Raw genomic sequence first — 19,146 nt, forward strand, 5'->3', positions numbered from 1 at the left:
ATGGAGGAGCTGGCCGGGGAGGCCGGCATCACCGTGCGCACCCTGCGCTTCTACCGGGAGCGCGGGCTGATCCAGCCACCGCGCCGCGAGGGCCGCATCGCCTGGTACAACGACCACCATCTGGCGCGGCTGCGCACCATCACGGGCCTGCTGGACCGCGGCCACACGCTCAACGGCATCGCCGACCTCGCCGCCACCTTCGACAGCGGCCGCGATGTCGCCGAGGTGCTGGGCCTGGGCGAGCCGACCGAGGAGACCCCGGTCCGGCTCTCCCCCGAGCAGCTCGCCGACTACTTCGGGGACCAGGCCACGGCGGAGAATCTCGCCGCTGCCCTGGAACTGGGCTATCTCGCCGTCGACGGTGACGAGATCGTGCACATCAGCCGCCGCCTGCTGGACGTGTCGGCGGAGCTGGTGCGGGAAGGGGTGCCGCTCTCCGCGGTGCTCTCCTCCGGCCGCCTGGTCCGCGAGCACGCCGACGCCCTCGCCGGGCTCTTCGTACGTGTCCTGCGCGCCCATGCCACGGACACCGATCCGGACCAACTGCGCACGCTGGCCCACGCGGTGGTGGACGCGGAGCTGTCCATGGCCATGGACCGGGAGCTACGCGCCGAGGACACACCCCGCCCCGCACCGTAGCCCTGGACACGCACGCCCAGGGCACGGGCCCCGCCCCGCGCCCCACCGCGCAGGGAAGGACCCCGCCCCGCCTGTCTCAGCGCTCGTACGTGACCGTCACGGGCGCGTGGTCGCTCCACCGCTCGCCGTGCGTGGCAGCGCGCTCCACCCACGCCTTCACGGCCCGGCCGGCCAGTCCGGGCGTCGCGATCTGGTAGTCGATGCGCCAGCCCGCGTCGTTGTCGAAGGCCCGCCCACGGTAGGACCACCAGGAGTACGGCCCCTCCTCGTCCGGGTGCTGCGCGCGGACGACGTCCACGTAAGCCGCCTCGTCGAACACCCGGGTCAGCCACTCCCGCTCCTCGGGAAGGAAGCCGGAGCTCTTCCTGTTGGCCTTCCAGTTCTTGATGTCGGCCTCCCGGTGAGCGATGTTCCAGTCGCCGCAGACGACGACCTCGCGCCCCTCGGCGGCTGCCCGCTTCTTCAGCCCCTGGAGATAGGGGAGGAAGGCCGCCATGAAGCGTTCCTTCTCCTCCTGCTTCTCGGTGCCGACCTCGCCGGAGGGCAGATACAGGCTGGCGACCGTCACGCCCGGCAGGTCCACCTCGACGTAGCGGCCGGAGGTGTCGAATTCCTCACTCCCCGGAACCTCGAATCCGCCGAACCCGACCTGGACGCGCTCCGGCGCGTGCCGTGTGTAGACGGCGACCCCCGCGCGCCCCTTGGCCGCGGCCGGGGCGTACGTGGTGTGCCATCCGTCGAGCTCGCGCAGCTCTTCGGGGAGCTGCTGCGCTTCGGCACGGACTTCCTGGAGGCAGACCGCGTCGGCCTCGGTCTGCCCCAGCCACTCGACGAAACCCTTCTTCGCGGCGGCACGGAGCCCGTTCACATTTACTGTGGTAACAGTCAGCATCCCCGTACAGTACCGAGACACGCTAGTGCATAGCTGTACCATGACTCGCATGAATATCCAGCCTCGGCCTTTCGACCACCCCGATGCCGTCAAACTCAACGACCTGGTGCAGCTCGTATACGCCGAGCGCTACGGCGAGGGGGGCGACATGACGCCGCTCGACCCCGCCATGTTCGATCCGCCGCGCGGACTGTACCTGCTCGCCTACGACGACCGGAACCAGCCCGTGGCCACCGGCGGCTGGCGCACCCAGGACCGGAACGCCGAGGGCTATTCCGACGGCGACGCCGAGATCAAGCGGATGTTCGTGATACCCGCGGGCCGCGGCCTGGGCCTGGCACGCCGCATCCTCGCCGCCCTGGAGGCCGACGCCCGGGCCGCGGGCCGCACCCGCATGGTCCTGGAGACCGGCAACAAGCAGCCCGAGGCGATCGCGCTGTACACCTCCAGCGGCTACACGCCCTGCACGAAGTTCGGCCACTACCGGCTGTACGAGAGCAGCATCTGCATGGCCAAGCCGCTGGGGCAGCCCTCGCAGGTCCCCGCCTAGGGAACCCGCGCCACACCCACGTAGAACCCGCTCCGCTCGTACACGGGCGCGGGCTCGTCCTGATGCCACTCGGTCGCCGACACCAGCCCGGGTGCGACGAGTTCCAGCCCCTCGAAGAACGGCTCGACCTCGCCGCGCGTACGCATCCGGAGCGCTATGGCTCCCTTCCTGTACGCGGACTCGGTCTCCTGCCGGAGCTCCGGGTGCTGGTCCGCCGTCCCGTGCGAGAAGACCAGGAAACTGCCCGACGGCAGCGCCCCGACCAGCCGGCGGGTGATGCCGTACGGGTCCTGGTCGTCGGGCAGGAAGTGCATCAGCGCGATGAGCGACAGCGCCACCGGCCGGCCGAGGTCCAGGAACTCCGCGGCACGTCCGAGGATCGCCTCCGGCTGCCGTACATCCGCGTGGATGTAGTCGGTCGCACCCTCGGGGCTGCTGATCAGCAACGCTTCCGCGTGACGCAGGACGACGGGGTCGTTGTCCGCGTAGACGACCCGGGCGCGGGGCGTGACGGCCTGGACGATCTGATGGAGATTCGGCGCGGTGGGGATCCCGGTGCCGATGTCCAGGAACTGGTCGACCCCCTCCCGCGCCAGCCAGGCCGACGCCCGGTGCATGAAGGCCCGGTTCCGGGCCGCGTTGGCCCGCGCCTCGGCAGGCAGCTTCTCCCCGACCTCCTGATCGACCGGGTAGTTGTCCTTGCCTCCCAGGAGCCAGTCGTAGACGCGCGCCGGATGGGGCTTGCTGGTGTCGATGCGGGAGCTGGGTACACCGGCCGTCACAGGACACTCCTCCAGACGGAACCACGGGCAGAAAGCGCTCCTCCCACCCACGCGCGGCCCCAACAGCGGCCACCCGAAGGCCAGGTGAGCGGCACCAGCCTAGCCTCGCCGCCCCGTTCCGTGTGCTGGGCAACGATCAGGGGACGGCCGGAGCACACCTCGAACGGCCGGCCGGGCAGCAGCCGGGAAACGCGAAGATCCCGCCCGATCTTTCGATCGGACGGGATCTCACTGTGCGGTGGGGCGTTCACGAGTAGGCCTGACCTGCGGCGATGCCAGGTCTGCACACTCTCTTTCCCGCGAACCGAATGACCACTTCCCGAATCGCCATGTCCACAACAAACACATCACCCGCACGCCGCACCAAATTGGCTATTTGATTAGCCACAAGGAAGCCTTCGAACATGGGATGCCTACCAGCTCCACGATTGCGCCGCATCGCGAAGGTCATCGCGATCGACCTCACTCACCGCATCGCCCTGCTGCCCCCAGAGGCCGGTCACCCGAAGTGGACTCTCCCTCAGCGCCCGGCCCTGCTGGGCGACAACTACACAGACACCGCATCCCGACTCTGTCGCGACCTCTTCCCCGTGCGTCCGATGAGAATCGGCACAGTCACTGGCCACCGCTGGGCTTCCGCCCCCGAACGCGCCACCTTGCGGAGGGAGGAGCGCTTTCACATCGTCCGAGTTGCTGCGGGGTCAGCTGATGAAATCTTGGGCAGGAACATCTTCTGGACTCCCCGAGCCGCCCTCGGCCTCTGGCTGGACCAGCCCGAGGTCGAGACCGTGAAGGTCCTCACCGACGGCTACCTTGACGGCTGGCTTCCAGACGGACCGATCACTTTGGACTAACATGTCATCGGGTCTGCTGCACCTTCAGGTGAAAGTAACTTGCCCCGCATGTGTTCGGCCATCGACCAGCCGACCACGCGCCTTGAATGCATATCGATGACCGTGGACAGGCACAACCAGTCGTTCCCGGCCGGCAAGTACGTGATGTCTCCGAACCAGCGGACATCCGTCCTCGGCGCGGTGAAGTCCCGGCCCACCAGGTCCGGGGCCTTCAGCGCCCGTGCGTACTGGACGGTGGTGCGCTTGCCTTTCCGCAGGTGGCGGCCGGTGATCCCGGCGGCCCGCATCAGCCTCGCCAACCGCTTGTGGTTCACCACCAGACTGGATTCCCACAGCTCACGCGTAATCCGACGAACGCCGTAGGCGCCCTTGGTCTCGGTGTAAATACTGCGGATCTGCTCGGTCCGCGCCGCCTCCGCCGCCGCACCGAGCGCACAAGCCAGGTCCCGCCCGTGGCACCCTAGGTACGCGAAACCGATCACCGCCACCTACCGACAGTCACCTGTCAGCCTGCGACATAGTCGTCATCCTGAAGCCGCACCGCGCCCTTCATCCGCTCCGCGCACTCATCCGGCGCCTCCGCCACGACTCGGCCGCGGCACGCCACGAAGCGGCGATCTCACGCCTCGCCCCCAGAGGTGGAGATCGTCTACTTGCGTGGTCGCCGCGCTTCCCGTCGGTGGCTCATCCGCCTCACAGGCACCCCCAACCCCGTGGTAGAGAAGCCAAGCTCAGCTACTCGCGACCCTCACCGCCCATCTTGTTCATCCAGATGATGCGGTTCTCGAAACCACCACGCTCGGCGGCCTTGCTCGCGCGAAGGCGTTCCAGATCGTCCAGAGTCATGCCTAGATTGCGCGCAAGCGCTTGAACTACTTCAAGTACATCGGCGAGCTCTTCCTTGGCAACCTCGCCGTCTGCCTGAAGGAACTCGTCAGTCTCCTCGCTCAGCTTGTCACGCAGCCGTTGCCGATACTCCGACGCATCCGCGACGTACGAAACCGGCTCTTCGCCGTTCCTGCGGATGATCTCCGGGATCCGGTCCCGCACAAGCTTCCCGCCCGCCCTCATCAGGAACACCCTTTCAAGATCATCGAATCTCCCGCCCCTGCATCAGCTCCCAGGGCCCAGTCTGGACGATCCTGACCTCGTCGAAGTACTTGAGCCACTCAGCAATGTTCTCAGCCGCGCGCTGCGCGACCTCCTCCTCGCAGCCATCCGCCTCCATGATCGACCGCTGAAGGTCCACCTGGTTGAGGCTCCCCGTCCTCGCGAGCGCGGCGACTTCGGCGAGCTCGTAGAGACGGGTCCGTACAGCCGAGGAAAAGGCTGTCTCGTCCAGGCCTGGCGAGATGTCCAGATAAGCCAGGTCCCGTACAACGCCAGCAAGAATCTCATGCGGGAAATCGCACTTCAGCCCGCGATAGACCCGGGAGAGGCGAGCCGGCATGCGCGTTTCCGGACGCCACCGTGTGGGGGGCGAATCCACCTCGTCCACGACGATCACAAGATCCGGCCGGTCCTCATCGTTAGCGAGGAGGTTCGCCTGCTCTCGAAGGCGCCGCCCCATCTCTGCATCTGCCGGCACGGCTGTCCGCTGAACCTGGTCAAGGACCAACCTCACCTCCGGATGATCGGCGGGTACCTCGACGAGCACTTCGAGGTTCTTCGGAATCCTCCGCCCGGTCGCCCGCCCCGTCAGGTTGGCCGACCCCACGAGGCAGCGATCATCCGCCACGTACACCTTCGCGTGGAGGTCATGGCAGAGCACGATGGAGACACGAGAGTCCCGCTCTGCGATCTCCGCGATTTCCGGATCGGAGACACCGGCCGCAATCTCCATGACTGCCCAGCGGGTCACACAGAGCAGCTCGACATCTCGATTACCGAGGGCAGCGACTGCCGCAGCGAACACTTCCTTCTTGATGAAGGGCGCCACCAGCACGACACGTTCGCTCGCCGAGCTCAACAGCTCGTGAAGCTGCCCCCAGACGTGATCCGGTCTCACTCATCGTCCTCTTCATCGACCGTGAAGAACTCCCTGGCCATACGACCCCAGTCCTGCCGGAAGCCCTTGATGCGGTCCTTCGTGCGCGGCTGCGTTGTCTCGTCCTCAAAGCGCGCCCAGGAGAAAAGCAGCAGTTTGAAGGCACTCGACGCGCGGTCCAGCCGCTCCTTGAGCTCGCTTGGACTGGCGTCTTGATTCTCGTCGTCCAGGACTGCCACTAGGTCGTCGTAGACCGGGTGATCCATGTTCAACGAGACTTGGAGCACACCACCGTAATACTTGATGTTGAAGAACGCTGGCGAGTCGGGGGAACGGCTGGTGATCAGACGAACATGCCGATTCTGAGCCATGGTCTCGGCGACCATGCGCTCTGCGTCACGCGGCGTGTACTCATGCTCTTTGACCAAGTCGGCGATCTGCTCCTGCCGGCTCTCCTCAGCCGTCTTCTGCGTCTCCAGCAAGTCCGTCTCGCTGGGGCTCGCCTCCTCGCGTCGACGCCTCACCGCCTGCTCTGCCTGCTGCTCAGCCAGCTCATGTCGACTGCGGGCCTTGCGCGTGCCGCGAGTCTGCTGCTTCAGCTCATCCCGCAGGAGCTTCAGGAGCTTGTCTCGTACGTGGGAGACAATCTCCATCAGCGGTGCACGCCCGTCACCCTCCTCCTTCATCAGCTCCTTAAACTCCAGCTGAGTTAGCCCTTCAGCTTCTTCCTTCCAGTCGAAGTGTGCAAGGGCCGTGAACTTCGTGGCTGACTGCTTATTGTTCGTCACACCGAAGACCTCATCGAGCTGAGGCGGGAAGTCGATCTCGATCCCCCAGAACCGCTCGATCGGGTCGTACATGCTGGTCCAGCCGAGATCTAGGTCCAGTTCGCGATCCGCCCGCATGAGCGAGATCCCGAGATTGCCCTTCGCGTGCTTACCCCAAGGAGTCCTGCCGGGATCCAGAGTCGGAGTAACGTCGTTCGGCCAGGGCTCGCCCTCAACGTCCGAGCGTCGTGCGGCATCTACGGCGACTGACGCGCGGACCTGGACCGGATACATCTTCCCGTCCATTCCTCGAACCATGAACTCTTCGACACCGATCTCCCCCGTCGAACCCGCTCCGATGGGCCTGAACATCGGCTTCGTATCGAACGGTGCAGGGGTAGACGATTTTGGCGTCAGGTACAGCGGATCGTTAGGAAGAGCGTCGGCGGCCCCGGAGAGCTCCTCCCAGCCGTGGACCGGAACGAGGCGAATCCTGCATCGCCCATCCGCGATGTACCTGCGATAGATACGGCCGATGATCCACTCAGTGTGCTTAAGGGTGGTGGCAGTGCTGATCCACTGCACACGATCGAGATCAGTCCACAGAACCAAGGTTCCGGACGTTCCGAGCCCTTGACTCAGGTTCTGCCACTCCTGCGGGACCGCCTTCAACTCCGGCTCCGGAACCTGCGCGTCAGTGCCGTCGATCCGGTTCAGATCGAGGTACGTGTGGAGGGCGTTTTCGGGGCCGTTCTGCCACGACCAAACGTCCACACGGGTGCACTGGGACATGCTGGAGTTGGGCAGGCCGACCCCAAAGCGCCCTATGCCCTTACGATCCTGGCGGCTCCCCACCCCGAACCGGAGGGACTTGCGGAGCGTCTCCCGGTCCATCCCGGTGCCGTTATCCATCACCGCGATCTTGACGATCGGGTAACGCGACCGCTCGGTGCGCCTCTCCGTCGCCTCGACGGCGAAGAGCTCAACGACGTCCGCCTGCGCCTCGATGCCGTTGTCGATGAGCTCGGCGATGGCGTGCGCGGTGGACTTGTACCCACTGTCACGCATCGCCTTGACCGTCATGTCCGCGCTGACAATCGGGTAGCTATCGACATCGCTCATCTGCTGCTCCACACGTCCTCCCAGTTGGTAAACGCATCTGCCACATCACCAAACCCCGGAAGCTCGGGGTCAATTACGGTCACAACTTCGCACGTCGAGGTGCCGCCAGCCTTCGGCCCGCGGATCACCCTCCCCACCATCTGGCTATACAACACCAGGGAGGTTGTAGGCCGTGCGATTACGGCGGCACTGGCTGCCGGAGCATCAAATCCGGTCGTCAGTACACCAAAGTTCGATAGCACCATGGGGCGGTTCGACTTCCCCTTGAAACGAGCGATTACCTTCGCCCTGTGCTGCTTTGAGGAATCGGCGGTCACTTGCTCCGCATCGACGCCGAGCGCAGACAGTGTGGACACCAGTAGCCGACTGTGCTCCACCGAGGCCGCGAAGAGCAAGATCCTCGAGTGCTCCTTCGACAGTTCGAGCACCGTGCGCACCACTTGCAGGTTCCACTGCGCGCTCGTCGACAGCTGAGCCATCAACTTTTCAGGGATGTCGAACGCATCCACTAGCGCGTGCCAGTCACTCCTGCTCAGCTTCATGCCAGAGTCGGCAGCGACAGTCCGGAAGATTGGGCGGGCAAGGTAGCCGTCCTCAATCAAGGCGCTGACCGGGTTGTCGTACCCTTCGACCTCCAGCATGACCTTGTGTTGAGCAAAGAACTCCGACAGTCGCTTGTCCTCCTCGATGTTCGCCCAGGTCCGCCCAGGAGTCGCGGTCAGACCCAGTAGGCTTGAGTCCCGGCGAAGCGTCAGAGCATCCGTCACCCTGCTGTACGTTGGCGCGATGGCTTGATGCGCCTCATCGAAGACCGTCAAGGTCGTCTTCAGCGCCAAGCGGTCGAGGAAGTCTCTATCCCTCTTGATTGCCGCGACTGCCTTGTCGAGCCCCAGGACCACGATGCCGTCGGTGACCCCCGTCAGATCGGCTGCCGCGTTCCCCCACATCCGGGCCACGTCCACATCCCTGTTCCCGAGGGTTGCCCACGCTCGCTCGAATTCCGAAGCGGCTTGCTCTAGAAGCTCGTTCCCGCGCGCCAGCCACACAACGAGTGTCGGTTCGTGTGATCGCAAATGATCACTGATCATGTTCATCGCCGTCCGGGTCTTCCCTACCCCAGTCGGTAGGTGAAGGACGACCCGTCGCTCATCCGCGTACAATCGCTCGCTAGCTCGTGCCGCCGCGCGACGCTGATGCGAGAAGAGCGCGTAGCCCGCCTCTGCCGTACCCCGCACTGCAGGAGGGCCCTTCGGCGCTCGTTCGACAATCAAGCCCAGAAAACCCAAAAGGGTTCTCCGCTGTTCCGCCGTCCAATCACACTTCCGCAGGAATGTCGCAGCTCGATCAGACTTCTTCCACCCCAGCCTTTCTGCAAGCTCATCCGTTTTGCCACCCGGCAAAATTTCCAGAAATTCTTGTCGCTTATCGACATCGGACAAAATTCGCTCAGGGGGTACAGCAGCCGCCGCTACAGACCGAAGCATGGCTTCGTCGGCATCCCCCCCGCTCAGGAGGTCAAGGAGCGTGCACGCCTCTTCCCCGAGGAGGCCGCGTACGTAATCAAGGGAGGCCGCATCTAGGACGCGCGCGAATGCGATGCCGGGTGAACTCATCCCGCTTCAGCCCCCTCGCGCCTCAACCGAGGCACTTCCACGCCTCTCGCGTCCCCACCTTGCACTTGCCGACTCTCCACCACGCCGTGCTGTCCGATCCTTGTTGCCGCCGTGACTCGGGTCACGACGTGCGATCCACAGTAGAGGCCACCACTGACAACGGGCCGAAGATCGCCGGTTCAGGCTTCATCGGGCGCACATCCGCCCTGATCAGAAGCTCACGAACAAAAGAGAACACTCTTCGATGCGAGGTACTCACGCAGCGCTAGCGCCTGCACTACCTGCGGCGTGCCGGTCCCACTAGCCCCGAAGGTTCGTTAGGATCGCAGAACGCTCCTGGTGGAACCTGAGCTACCGGTCGAGAACGCCCACCAGGACGAGCGACATAAGGAGCGAATCACGACGAGTGGGGGCATTTCATGGAACTTGATGCGATCGAGTCGCAGTCGGCGTATCTCGACTACAACGCCACAGCCCCCATGCGCCCGGCAGCACTCACAGCGATGCATGAAGCGCTCAGCGCCGTAGGCAATGCCTCTAGCGTCCACCACCACGGCCGCAGTGCCGCAGGCAGGGTCGACCGAGCACGCCGAAGCCTCGCAGAGCTACTGGGTTGCTCCCCTGGCGAGATCATCTTCACCTCTGGCGCCACCGAGGCCAACAACCTTGCCTTGCACGCCGCTTACGCCGGGCAGCAGCTAATCGTCACCTCCGCCGTCGAACACCCGGCCGTACTGGAGACCGCACGAGCTCTCACTTGCGGCACCCCGGACTCCCTCACCATCTTGCCTGTAGATCGGTATGGCCAACCCGACACAGAGGCGCTCAAAGCCTCTTTCCTGGGGCGAGACGTATCCCTAGTCTCACTGATGCTCGCGAACAACGAGACCGGCGTGATCACCGACCTCAACCCGATGATCGAGGCCGCCCACTCGGCTGGAGCCCTGGTTCACACGGACGCGACACAGTACGTCGGCAAGCTCCCCCTCGACCTGGGGGAACTCGACGTCGACCTGATGTCGCTCTCCGCACACAAATTCGGGGGCCCGCAAGGCGTCGGCGCACTGTTCATCCGGCGTGGTATCCGGTTGCCACAGCGCCCTCTGACCTTCGGCGGCGGACACGAGCGTGGCTGGCGTGCCGGCACTCTCAACGTTCCCGGCATCGCCGGCCTGGGGGCTGCCGCCGAGGCCGCCAACCGAAATCTCCTTGAGGATGCCTCCCGCAGCACCAAGCTGCGGGACCTCCTGGAAGGCGAACTACTTGCCCGGCTTCCTGGTAGCTACGTCAACGGCGCCGGAGCGCCCCGGCTACCCGGCGTAACAAGCATCACTTTCCCCGGCGCTCCTGCCGACGCGGTACTTTCTTCCATGCCGGATGTGGCCGCCTCTGACGGGAGCGCCTGCGCTGCGGGCGCTCCAAGCCCAAGTCACGTTCTTATCGCCATGGGCCTCAGCCGCGAAGACGCCGATGCCACGATCCGCTTTTCGCTGGGCTATTCCACAACGGAACAAGAGGTCCGTCGGGCCGTTGCCTCCACAGTGCAGGCCGTCACACATGTCCAAGCGCTCATGAGGGCCACCGTCGGCCCTTGACCGGACTTTCCAAATCTTCTTATCCACATTTTGCAATGAAGGGCTCGACTGTAATGCCAGAAGGTCGCCTCTCCGACGTCGTCGGACTCAAATTCAACCGCCACGAGAGCTTCCCCCCGCGCTTCGGCTGGCTGCACAAGGCATACCTTCAGGTCAAGCAGGACGAGATGCTCTTCCATGCTCCAGATGCTCTTGTGCGTCTCGGCGTGGGTAAGAACATGGTCTATTCGATGCGTTACTGGTCACAGGCTTTCAAGCTGACCCATGAATACCGCAGTGCCGAGAATCAGTCACGTTCCCTCGCAGCCGCACCAACCTGGCGTGCCCGGTGGCTTCTGGACGAGGACGGGGCCGATCCCTACCTCGAGGACACCGGCAGCCTGTGGCTGCTGCACTGGTGGCTCGTCTCGGGCAGCAAGGAAGCTCCCTGCCTCGTCCCGAGCTGGTACACGATGTTCCACCTCGCTCCGCTTGCCCGCGTCACGATCGACGAGATGACCGCGCTCATTACGCGCGAGGTGCACAACAGCTTCGAGCGCGAGCAGTGGCCGGCGGCTGAGTCCGTCACCCGCGACGCCGAGTGCTTCATCAAGATGTACGCGCCCGACCCTGACGCGAACCCCCTGTCCCCGGGCAGCTTCGAGGACTCGCTCCTCTGCCCCTTCCGCGAGCTCGGCTTGCTGGAGTACCAAGGAGGACGCGGCAAGGAGCGCACCTACCGCTTCACCAGCGGCATCCGCCCCAGCCTCCCGCCTCGCGTCCTCTTGTACGCCTGCCTTGACTATGCCGCGCGCTTCTCGCGCAGGCCAGCTTCCATCTCGCTGGCCCGGCTCGCCAACGAGCCTGGAGCACCCGGGCTCGCCTTCCGAATGCGTGAACCGGAGCTCGTGCGGTCGATCGAAGCGCTCGTCGAGAAGCATCCGCAGCTGGAGATCGTCGAATCTCTCGGCCAGCGGAGTCTGCGTTTTGCGGACAACCCCGAGACTCTCGCCTGGGACATTCTCGACGAGCAGTACGGCCGCGTACGTGACCGCGACGGCTTCCCAACCCCGGAGGAGTGGATGCGGGAGAAGCCGGGACTGAAGAAGGTCACGGATGACGCTGAGACCGCGCAGGAGCTGTTCCCCCTGCAGGCTGACACGAACGAGGAGCTCGCGTGACCACGGCCACCCAGCCTTCCGCTCGCACTAGGGCGAAGCACATTGGTGCCCAGATCCCCGCCGGGATCAGCTTCGTTGGCACGGAGTTCCGCTCCACCAACCTCGAACGCGACGTACACGACGCGGACCTGCATTCCCCGTACGTCGGTGTACGCGCGTTCGACGTTCTCGACCGTGTGGGAAACGCTCTGGGCGACCTCAAACGCTCCCGCGCCTGGTCCTTCACCGGGCCGTATGGGTCCGGCAAGTCGACGCTCTCCAACTTGATCGACGCTCTGCTCGGTCACGACACGAAGCGCAGAGCCGCTGCTCACGAGGCCGTTTCGGCAACGCACCCGGCGCTCGCGCAGGAGATCGCCGAGAACCGGGATACCCACCCTGGCGACGGCTTCCTGGGCGCAGTCACCACGGCTCGTCGTGAGCCGCTGGCGGCTACCGTCCACCGGGCACTCCAGACTGCGGTAGAACGTAAGTGGAAGAAGCGTGTTCCGAAGGACATCGCGTCCGTCATGGCTGTCTGCGCTGAGACGGACGTCCCGACGACGGACAGCCTGCTGGATGCCGTCACCGCACTGTGCGGCAAGGCACCGCTGCTGCTGATCATCGATGAGTTCGGCAAGACGCTTGAGCACCTGGTGTCCGCCGAAGAGAACAGGAACGCCGGCAGCGACGTATTCCTGCTCCAGCTCCTCGCGGAGAAGGGTGCCGGAGCCAAGGGCCTCCCCCTCTACATCTTCACCCTGCAGCACCTAGCGTTTAGCGACTACACCTCTCGGTCGAACTCGGTCCAGACCCAGGAATGGGCCAAGATCCAAGGCCGTTTCGAGGACGTCACCTTCGCCCCGAACCTCGGTGACGCGGTCTACCTTCTTCAGCGGAAGTTGGACCACTCCGACCTGCCGCAGCAGAGCCACAAGTTGATCGAGGCCCAGGCTCAGGCCGCCCACGGAATCTGGCGTCAGCAGTCGCTGCACTCGGTGGTCGACGTCTCCGTAGGGTCATTCGCCAACCTGTACCCGCTGCACCCGCTCACTGCAGTTGCCGCGCCGCTCATGGCATCTCAGATCGGCCAGAACGACCGCAGCCTCAGCGGTTTCCTCGTCAACGACGAACCGTTCACCGTGCGGCGCAGCTTGGACACCTTTGCGGCCAGCTCTCCGGAACGAGCCTCAACGCTGCGCATTCCGCAGCTGTACGACTTCTTCTTCTCTGCCGGGCGGACCACGATTCTCGCCTCCTCCAAGGCGAGCCGCTGGCTGGAGATCAACACCCGACTCGAAGAGGCTCACGGCCTCCCGGAAGAAGACCAGGCGCTCCTCAAGGCCATCGGCGTCCTGAACCTCATCGACGCGGACGGCATGCTCCGCGCGACGCCGGCGATGATTCAGTTCGCGCTGAACGACCCTATCGACGCTACCGACGTCAACCGTTTCGAGCAGCTGAAGAAGCGGCTGGACAAGCTGGTGAAGGACGGGCTTGTCGTCCACCGCGAGTACAGCAACGAGTACCGGATCTGGCAGGGCACCGACGTCGATATCGACGCTCGGGTCAACGAGATCGCCTCACAGCTCCAGCCTGATGACGTCATCCGCTATTTCAACAAGCACCTCGGCACCAACGTTCTCCCGAACGCGGTCGCTGCCGGCGCCCACAGCCAGCTCACCGGCATGCAGCGCCACTTCGTCACCGCTGTCAGCCACAAGACCGAGAAGCTGCGCGGCCCGAAGATCGTGCAGGACGCGGCAGACGGCATGCTGGTCTTCCACCTCGGTGAACTGAAGAACAGCCCGCGGGTGGACTCTCCCCTTCCCGTCGTGGTCGGGCTCACCCGGAACCCGCAGGCAGTGCTGGCCGCGGGCACCACTCTCGTAGCTCTTCAGGACCTCATGGGCGACGAGAAACTCGACCATGTCGCCCGGCGAGAGATCAGCGAACGAGCCGGGGAGTTCTCCCAGAAGATCACGGCGTTGCTCGCGGAGGCGTTCCGCCCTGGCAGCGAAGAGTCGAGCTGGTACCTCTGGGCCAGCGGCGAGGACACCGACGGGGATCCCGCCCAGGAGCTCAGCGCCCGCAGTTACGCAGGGCTCGTCTCCGAGGCGTGCAACGTGGTCTACCACCAGACCCCGCAGGTCAGGAACGAAATGGTGGGCCGCCACCAGCTCACCAGCAATGCGGCTCGCACTCGCCGTGAGGTCCTCACGGCGATGATCGAGAAGACCGGCCTGGCACGGCTCGGCTGGCCCGAGGACAAGTTCCCCGCGGAACGCGCCCTTTACGACGGCGTCGTCGAGCACCTCGGTCTACACCGCGCCACCGGCGAGGTCAGCGGCGGCGCGAGCTCTGGCGGCACCCTCCACACCCATGGCATGGCTCGCCCCAACGCTGAAAAGAACGCCAGCATCATGCCCGTCTGGGAAGCCCTCGAGGAGGCCCTGAGCGAGGCCACCGAGCCGACCCCCATCGTTGACATCTACGAGCGCCTCATGGCCGCGCCGTACGGCGTGAAGGCCGGTGTGGTCCCGATCCTGGTAGTCGCGGGACTCATCCTGCGGGGCAACGATGTAGCGCTGTTCGAGGAGGGCAACTACTGCCCGCGCCTCACCGCAGCCATTGTGGAGCGCCTCAACGTTCCCTACCCGGAACGCTTCACCGTGAAGTCGACCCCTGTGGACCGGGGACAGCGCAGGCTCGTGCTCGATGGCCTGGTGAAGTCGCTCGATGTCGACATTCCTCGCAGCCGCGCAAACCGCAACCCGGCGCTGCTGGCTGTCACCCGCGGGATGCTGGACCGCATCCTGGTCCTGGATCAGTACTCCCGCAAGACTCAGCGGCTCAGTGAGGACACCCTCACAGTTCGCGCCGTGCTGTCCAGGGCCACCGACCCGGACAATCTCGTCTTCGAGGAACTGCCGGAAGCTCTTGGCTTCGAGGAGATCACTCCTGGAGCCACGAAGGACCCGGAAGCGGCCGAGTCGTTCATCGAGCGGGTCACCTCCGCGCTCAACGAACTCACAGGCGCTAGTGAGAGCCTCCAACGGTACGTTGTGGACACCCTGGCCAGGGAGTTCAGGCTTCGTGCCGCCAACATCACGGAACTCCGTGCAGGTCTCGCTGAGCGGCTCCAGGGCTTCGCGGACGCTTCTCTTGAGGTCAGCCTTCACGGCTTCGTGTCCCGCGTGACAAACGAGATGCTCCCCGATGACGACTGGCTCGGCACGGTCGTGGTCCAGCTGGTCAATCAGGCCCTCGGGGACTGGACCGACCGCGATATGGATCGTTTCCCTCGTGTCGTACAGGACAGGGCCCGCGCCCTCGACCGGGTCAGCCACCTCTACAGTGTCACGGAGGCCGAGGAAGTCGAGGACCTAGAGGAGGCCGAGGCCAAGGATTCCCCTGTCACGGTTCGCTCCGCAGCCACAAAGCGGGCCAAGCCGAAGCCGCGGCAGATCGACACTCACCTCCTGACACTCACCACCCCCCAGGGTGCTGAAGAGCGCACGCTCATCCACGTACCCAAGAAGTCGCGGAATGCCGCGGACAAGCTCGTTGTCAGTGTCATCAGGCAAGCTGAGGAAGCACTGGGCCCGGACGGCGCACGCATCCTCCTCGCCGCGCTGGCCGAGCGCCTGTCTCAGCAGGACAGCGCCACATCCGAAAGGAAGGAGCAGCCGTGACAGACGCCGACGGCACGAGCAGCAAGAAGCGCCACGTACTCGGGATCTCAGGGGGTAAGGACTCCTCATCCCTCGCGATCTACATGCGCGACCGGGTGCCGGAGATGGAGTACTTCTTCTGCGACACCGGGGCCGAGCTGCCCGAGACCTACGAGTACCTGAATCGCCTCGAAGGCGCGCTCGGCAAGCCCATTGAGCGGCTCAATTCCTCCCGCGACTTCGATCACTGGCTGGAGGTCTACCAGGGGACGCTGCCCAGCCCTCAGATGCGCTGGTGCACGAAGAACCTGAAGATCCGGCCGCTCGAAGAGTGGATCGGCGACGACGAAGCCATCTCATACGTCGCAATCCGTGCCGACGAGAATCGGCTGGGCTACGTCAGCACCAAGCCAAACATCACGGCGGTCTTCCCCTTCCGTGAAGACGGGATCGACCGCGCGGGCGTCGACCGCATCCTCGAAGAGGCCGGCATTGGCCTGCCTGGCTACTACGAGTGGCGTACCCGCTCCGGCTGCTACTTCTGCTTCTTCCAGCGGAAGCACGAGTGGGTGGGCCTCAAGGACCGACACCCAGAGCTATACGAGAAGGCCGTCGCCTACGAAGACAAGCTCAAGCACCAGGACACGGCCATGCAGGGTCGCAAGTACACCTGGTCTCAAGGCGAGTCCTTGGGTGAACTGATAGAACGCCGCGACGAGATCGAGGCCAAGCACGAGGCTGCCCTTGAGCGCGCAGCCAAGCGTGTGAAGCCGAACCGGCCGCTGTTGGAGATCCTCTCCGATGCGCTCGACGAGGATGACGACTCGGCGGCTTGCGCGGTCTGCCACCTCTGATCCGACTCCCACCCGGACCCGCCTGCCCTGTGCTCACAAGCACAGGGCAGGCGGGTCTTCGCGTCTTCCGTACGGAGCGTCGGCCCTAGATGCCAGACTGTAACCCATCACTTACGCACCACAGATCCCCCTCTCTGAAACGCTCATTGACGGTCGGTCGATTGAGACCTGTACATCATGAAGCTCGTAGGTCATGGGCCTGGTGTGGGGCGGGCAGGATACTGGGTTGTTTCCAACCTTCGGGCGTAGCTGGCAGGTTGGGGCCTGCTGCGTGAGGTGAATGACGAAGCTCCTAGTGCCGGATCAGGCAACGTTTGCCCTGTCCACGACGGCGCGTAGGCGCCGGTCGTCGGCGTGGCGGTTTCGCCAGATGATGTAGCGGCGGATCATGCTGCCCTGTTCTTTGTGGTCGGCGTGGTCCGTGCCGTCGAGCGTGAAGTAGCGCAGGGCCGTGAACTGGGCCTCGATGCGGTTGAGCCAGGAACTGTTGGTCGGGGTGTAGGCCATTTCGACGTTGTTCGCTGCCGCCCATGTGCCGACCCGCTGGCATCTCTTCGTGGTCAGGTGCGGGGAGAAGTTGTCACTGACGATCGCGATCCGCACCGTCGGAGGGTAGAGCGTGCGCAGGTAGCGGCAGAACTCCAGGAACTGCGTCCGCCGCTTGATCGGCTTGATGTGGCCGTAGAGCTTGTCCTTGGCCAGGTCCAGGGCGGCGAACAGATGCCGCACTCCGCCGTAGCGGTTGTAGGTCGCCCGGCGCCGTCGGCGGGGCTCACGGTCGGGATCCGTGTGCTTGCCTCCGCGTTCGGCCCACTGCCGGCCCGGGTGCGGCATCAGATTGAGGGGTCCGAACTCATCCATGCAGAAGATGACTTCGGGTTCGCCGTCCTCGGGTATGACATCGCCGTCGGCGATCGCGTAGAGGTGCTCGACGCGGGCCTTCTTGGCCGCGTAGTCCGGATCGCGGGAGGTCTTCCAGGTCTTCAGGCGTTGAAAGGAGACGCCTTCCTCGCGGAGCAGGATGCGCAGGCCCTCGTGGCTGATGTCGTCGACCACCCCCTCGGCGACCAGGAAGTCGGCCAGCTTGGCCAGGCTCCAGGTCGAGAACGGCAGGTCATGCTCGGTCGGCTTGGACTTGGCGATCTTCTTGACCTCGCGGCGTTCCGGCAGCGTGAACGTCTTCGGCCGGCCGCCCTTGTACTTCGGATACAGCGAGTCGAAGCCGTCCGTGTTGAAGTTGTGGATCACGTCTCTGACGCGGTCGTCGCTGGTGAACGACACCTCGGCGATCCGCGCCACCGGCATGCCCTGCGCGGACAGCAGCACCATCTGGGCCCGCCGCCAGGTCACCACCGACCCGGTGCCCCGACGGATGATCCGCAGCAGCCGCCGACCCTCGTCATCATCAATCTCACGAACCCGCACCCGCTCCGCCATAGGACAACACTCTGGCGGCACCGTGCGTACAACAAAAGGACCTTCGCGGCGGATTACCCGGCGCGGCGCAGCCGCAGCTCCTCCAGCCACCCCCGTACCTGCTCGTCATCGTGCAGGTACGGCTCCTCGGGCCCCGGCCGCAGATCGATCCCGTGAAGGAGCCGCAACGCCCACCAGGACAGTTCGTCCCATTCAAGGGTGTCGTCGATGACCCAGCGTGCGGCCCACCGATCTGCCGCGTCCCGGCTCACTCGCCCTTCGACCACAGCAGCAAAGCACGACTCAATCTCGTCCAGGTCCGGCTGATCACCACCGCTCATGGACTCACCGTATCCAGAACGGGGCGAACGTTGCTTGATGCGGCACTAGCAGGGTTCACGACCAAGGTCACCCATGTCGCGGGGGAGCTCCGCGTGCTTGTTTACCCATCGGCGATCGATCTGTCCAGCGCGCGCCTTCGTCACCTCTCCCGGTGCCTGGCCGCTCATCGCCGCATGATCGGCACCCGCGCCGCATCACGCCTAACAGGCAGGCGCTTGTGGTCCTGGCTCACCTGCGCCGCGGCGACACCTACGCTCAGCCAGCCGCCGCGTTCGGCATCGGGATCGGGATCGGGATCGGGACCGTCTACCGTTACGTCAGCGAAGCGATAAAGGTCCTGGCCACACTCGCTCCAAGCCTGGCCTAGGCGATCCGGACCGCACGTCAGCTGGCCTTCGTCATCCTCGACCGAATCGCCGCTGAGACCCCGTCCCACTCCCGGCAAGCACAAGCGCACGGCATGAACGTCCAAGTCCTCACCGACCTATGTGGACGGCTGCTGTGGGCTTCACCCGCGCTCCCCGGCTCCACTCGCGACCTGACCGCCGCCCGTACCCACGACATCGTCGCCGCACTCGCCGAGGCCGGACTGAAGTGCTGGGCCGGCAAGGCCTATCAGGGCGCCAGCGGTTCCATCCGGGTGCCCTCCTGAGGCCGTCGCCTCAAGCGGTGGCCGCGCAGGCACAACAGCACCCACGCCCAGATCTCCTGCCTCGGCGAGCAGGCCATGGCCACCTTCAAAGGGTGGCGACTCCTGCAGAAGCTCCACTGCAGCACCGAGCGCATCACCGACCTGGTGAAGGCAGTCCTCGCCCTTCACCACGCATCAGCGTGAGGTTGGAGAAGGCTCCTCGCTGGTGAGCATGGTGTTGCGATCGCCGAAGCGCACGTTCACGGCCCGCTCCACGAGGCGGGGCACA

16 protein-coding genes and 1 pseudogene are annotated in these 19,146 nt (G+C 65.0%); 8 read left to right on the forward strand and 9 right to left on the reverse strand.

Features of this window, described 5'->3' with window-relative positions; all coding sequences use genetic code 11:
- Entirely contained in the window at nucleotides 1-639 is a 639-nt protein-coding gene (locus OG524_RS15120; RefSeq protein ID WP_405812460.1) for a MerR family transcriptional regulator, read from the forward strand.
- A gap of 76 nt (nucleotides 640-715) precedes the next feature.
- On the opposite strand, the gene OG524_RS15125 is transcribed toward OG524_RS15120, so the two are convergent.
- Nucleotides 716-1,531 (reverse strand): exodeoxyribonuclease III, encoded by an 816-nt coding sequence (locus OG524_RS15125; protein ID WP_405810628.1) that lies wholly within the window; start codon nucleotides 1,529-1,531, stop codon nucleotides 716-718.
- Between the two features lie 49 nt (nucleotides 1,532-1,580).
- On the opposite strand from OG524_RS15125, the gene OG524_RS15130 reads away from it, so the two are divergent.
- Entirely contained in the window at nucleotides 1,581-2,081 is a 501-nt protein-coding gene (locus tag OG524_RS15130) for a GNAT family N-acetyltransferase (RefSeq protein WP_405810630.1), read from the forward strand.
- On the opposite strand, the gene OG524_RS15135 is transcribed toward OG524_RS15130, so the two are convergent.
- Nucleotides 2,078-2,863 carry an SAM-dependent methyltransferase gene (locus OG524_RS15135; protein ID WP_405390282.1) on the reverse strand — a complete coding sequence of 262 codons (786 nt, stop codon included), beginning with the start codon at nucleotides 2,861-2,863 and terminating at the stop codon, nucleotides 2,078-2,080. The genes OG524_RS15130 and OG524_RS15135 overlap by 4 nt on opposite strands.
- 716 nt (nucleotides 2,864-3,579) lie before the next feature.
- Here OG524_RS15135 and OG524_RS15140 point away from each other — a divergent pair.
- Nucleotides 3,580-3,717: a hypothetical protein gene (locus OG524_RS15140; protein ID WP_405810632.1), complete on the forward strand. Its 138-nt coding sequence runs from the start codon at nucleotides 3,580-3,582 to the stop codon at nucleotides 3,715-3,717.
- Here the strand turns inward: OG524_RS15140 and OG524_RS15145 are convergent.
- The 5 genes from OG524_RS15145 to OG524_RS15165 all read right to left on the reverse strand — a co-directional run bounded on the left by OG524_RS15145 (nucleotide 3,714) and on the right by OG524_RS15165 (nucleotide 9,206).
- Entirely contained in the window at nucleotides 3,714-4,205 is a 492-nt protein-coding gene (locus OG524_RS15145) for an IS3 family transposase (RefSeq protein ID WP_405810634.1), read from the reverse strand. The two genes, OG524_RS15140 and OG524_RS15145, sit on opposite strands and share 4 nt — an antisense overlap.
- 247 nt (nucleotides 4,206-4,452) lie before the next feature.
- The gene (locus tag OG524_RS15150) at nucleotides 4,453-4,788 is read right to left on the reverse strand and encodes a hypothetical protein (RefSeq protein WP_405812461.1); all 336 of its coding nucleotides are present in this window, start codon (nucleotides 4,786-4,788) and stop codon (nucleotides 4,453-4,455) included.
- Between the two features lie 19 nt (nucleotides 4,789-4,807).
- Nucleotides 4,808-5,725 carry a phospholipase D family protein gene (locus OG524_RS15155; RefSeq protein WP_405810636.1) on the reverse strand — a complete coding sequence of 306 codons (918 nt, stop codon included), beginning with the start codon at nucleotides 5,723-5,725 and terminating at the stop codon, nucleotides 4,808-4,810.
- The gene (locus tag OG524_RS15160) at nucleotides 5,722-7,593 is read right to left on the reverse strand and encodes an ATP-binding protein (RefSeq protein WP_405810638.1); all 1,872 of its coding nucleotides are present in this window, start codon (nucleotides 7,591-7,593) and stop codon (nucleotides 5,722-5,724) included. Before OG524_RS15160 ends, OG524_RS15155 begins: the two co-directional genes overlap by 4 nt.
- Nucleotides 7,590-9,206 carry a DEAD/DEAH box helicase gene (locus tag OG524_RS15165; protein WP_405810640.1) on the reverse strand — a complete coding sequence of 539 codons (1,617 nt, stop codon included), beginning with the start codon at nucleotides 9,204-9,206 and terminating at the stop codon, nucleotides 7,590-7,592. Before OG524_RS15165 ends, OG524_RS15160 begins: the two co-directional genes overlap by 4 nt.
- A gap of 419 nt (nucleotides 9,207-9,625) precedes the next feature.
- Between OG524_RS15165 and OG524_RS15170 the strand changes: the two genes are divergently transcribed.
- Genes OG524_RS15170 through OG524_RS15185 form a run of 4 tightly spaced genes read left to right on the forward strand, consistent with a single transcriptional unit; the run spans nucleotide 9,626 to nucleotide 16,468 of the window.
- A complete protein-coding gene (locus OG524_RS15170) occupies nucleotides 9,626-10,801 on the forward strand; it encodes a cysteine desulfurase family protein (protein WP_405810642.1) in 1,176 nt (391 codons plus the stop codon).
- Nucleotides 10,798-11,961 carry a DUF4007 family protein gene (locus OG524_RS15175; protein WP_405810644.1) on the forward strand — a complete coding sequence of 388 codons (1,164 nt, stop codon included), beginning with the start codon at nucleotides 10,798-10,800 and terminating at the stop codon, nucleotides 11,959-11,961. The genes OG524_RS15170 and OG524_RS15175 overlap by 4 nt, the downstream gene beginning before the upstream one ends.
- Nucleotides 11,958-15,635: an ATP-binding protein gene (locus OG524_RS15180; RefSeq protein WP_405810646.1), complete on the forward strand. Its 3,678-nt coding sequence runs from the start codon at nucleotides 11,958-11,960 to the stop codon at nucleotides 15,633-15,635. Before OG524_RS15175 ends, OG524_RS15180 begins: the two co-directional genes overlap by 4 nt.
- Complete coding sequence (locus OG524_RS15185; RefSeq protein ID WP_031082430.1) at nucleotides 15,632-16,468, forward strand: phosphoadenosine phosphosulfate reductase family protein; 837 nt, start codon at nucleotides 15,632-15,634, stop codon at nucleotides 16,466-16,468. The genes OG524_RS15180 and OG524_RS15185 overlap by 4 nt, the downstream gene beginning before the upstream one ends.
- Before the next feature lie 303 nt (nucleotides 16,469-16,771).
- On the opposite strand, the gene OG524_RS15190 is transcribed toward OG524_RS15185, so the two are convergent.
- Nucleotides 16,772-17,905: an IS630 family transposase gene (locus OG524_RS15190; RefSeq protein ID WP_405810648.1), complete on the reverse strand. Its 1,134-nt coding sequence runs from the start codon at nucleotides 17,903-17,905 to the stop codon at nucleotides 16,772-16,774.
- Between the two features lie 53 nt (nucleotides 17,906-17,958).
- Complete coding sequence (locus OG524_RS15195) at nucleotides 17,959-18,225, reverse strand: hypothetical protein (protein ID WP_405810650.1); 267 nt, start codon at nucleotides 18,223-18,225, stop codon at nucleotides 17,959-17,961.
- A gap of 93 nt (nucleotides 18,226-18,318) precedes the next feature.
- Here OG524_RS15195 and OG524_RS15200 point away from each other — a divergent pair.
- Nucleotides 18,319-19,061, forward strand: a pseudogene (locus OG524_RS15200) (transposase family protein).
- Nucleotides 19,062-19,146 lie beyond the last annotated feature (85 nt).

Origin of the sequence: Streptomyces sp. NBC_01520, assembly GCF_045040375.1 — a bacterium.
In the GTDB taxonomy this organism is placed as follows: Bacteria; Actinomycetota; Actinomycetes; order Streptomycetales; family Streptomycetaceae; genus Streptomyces.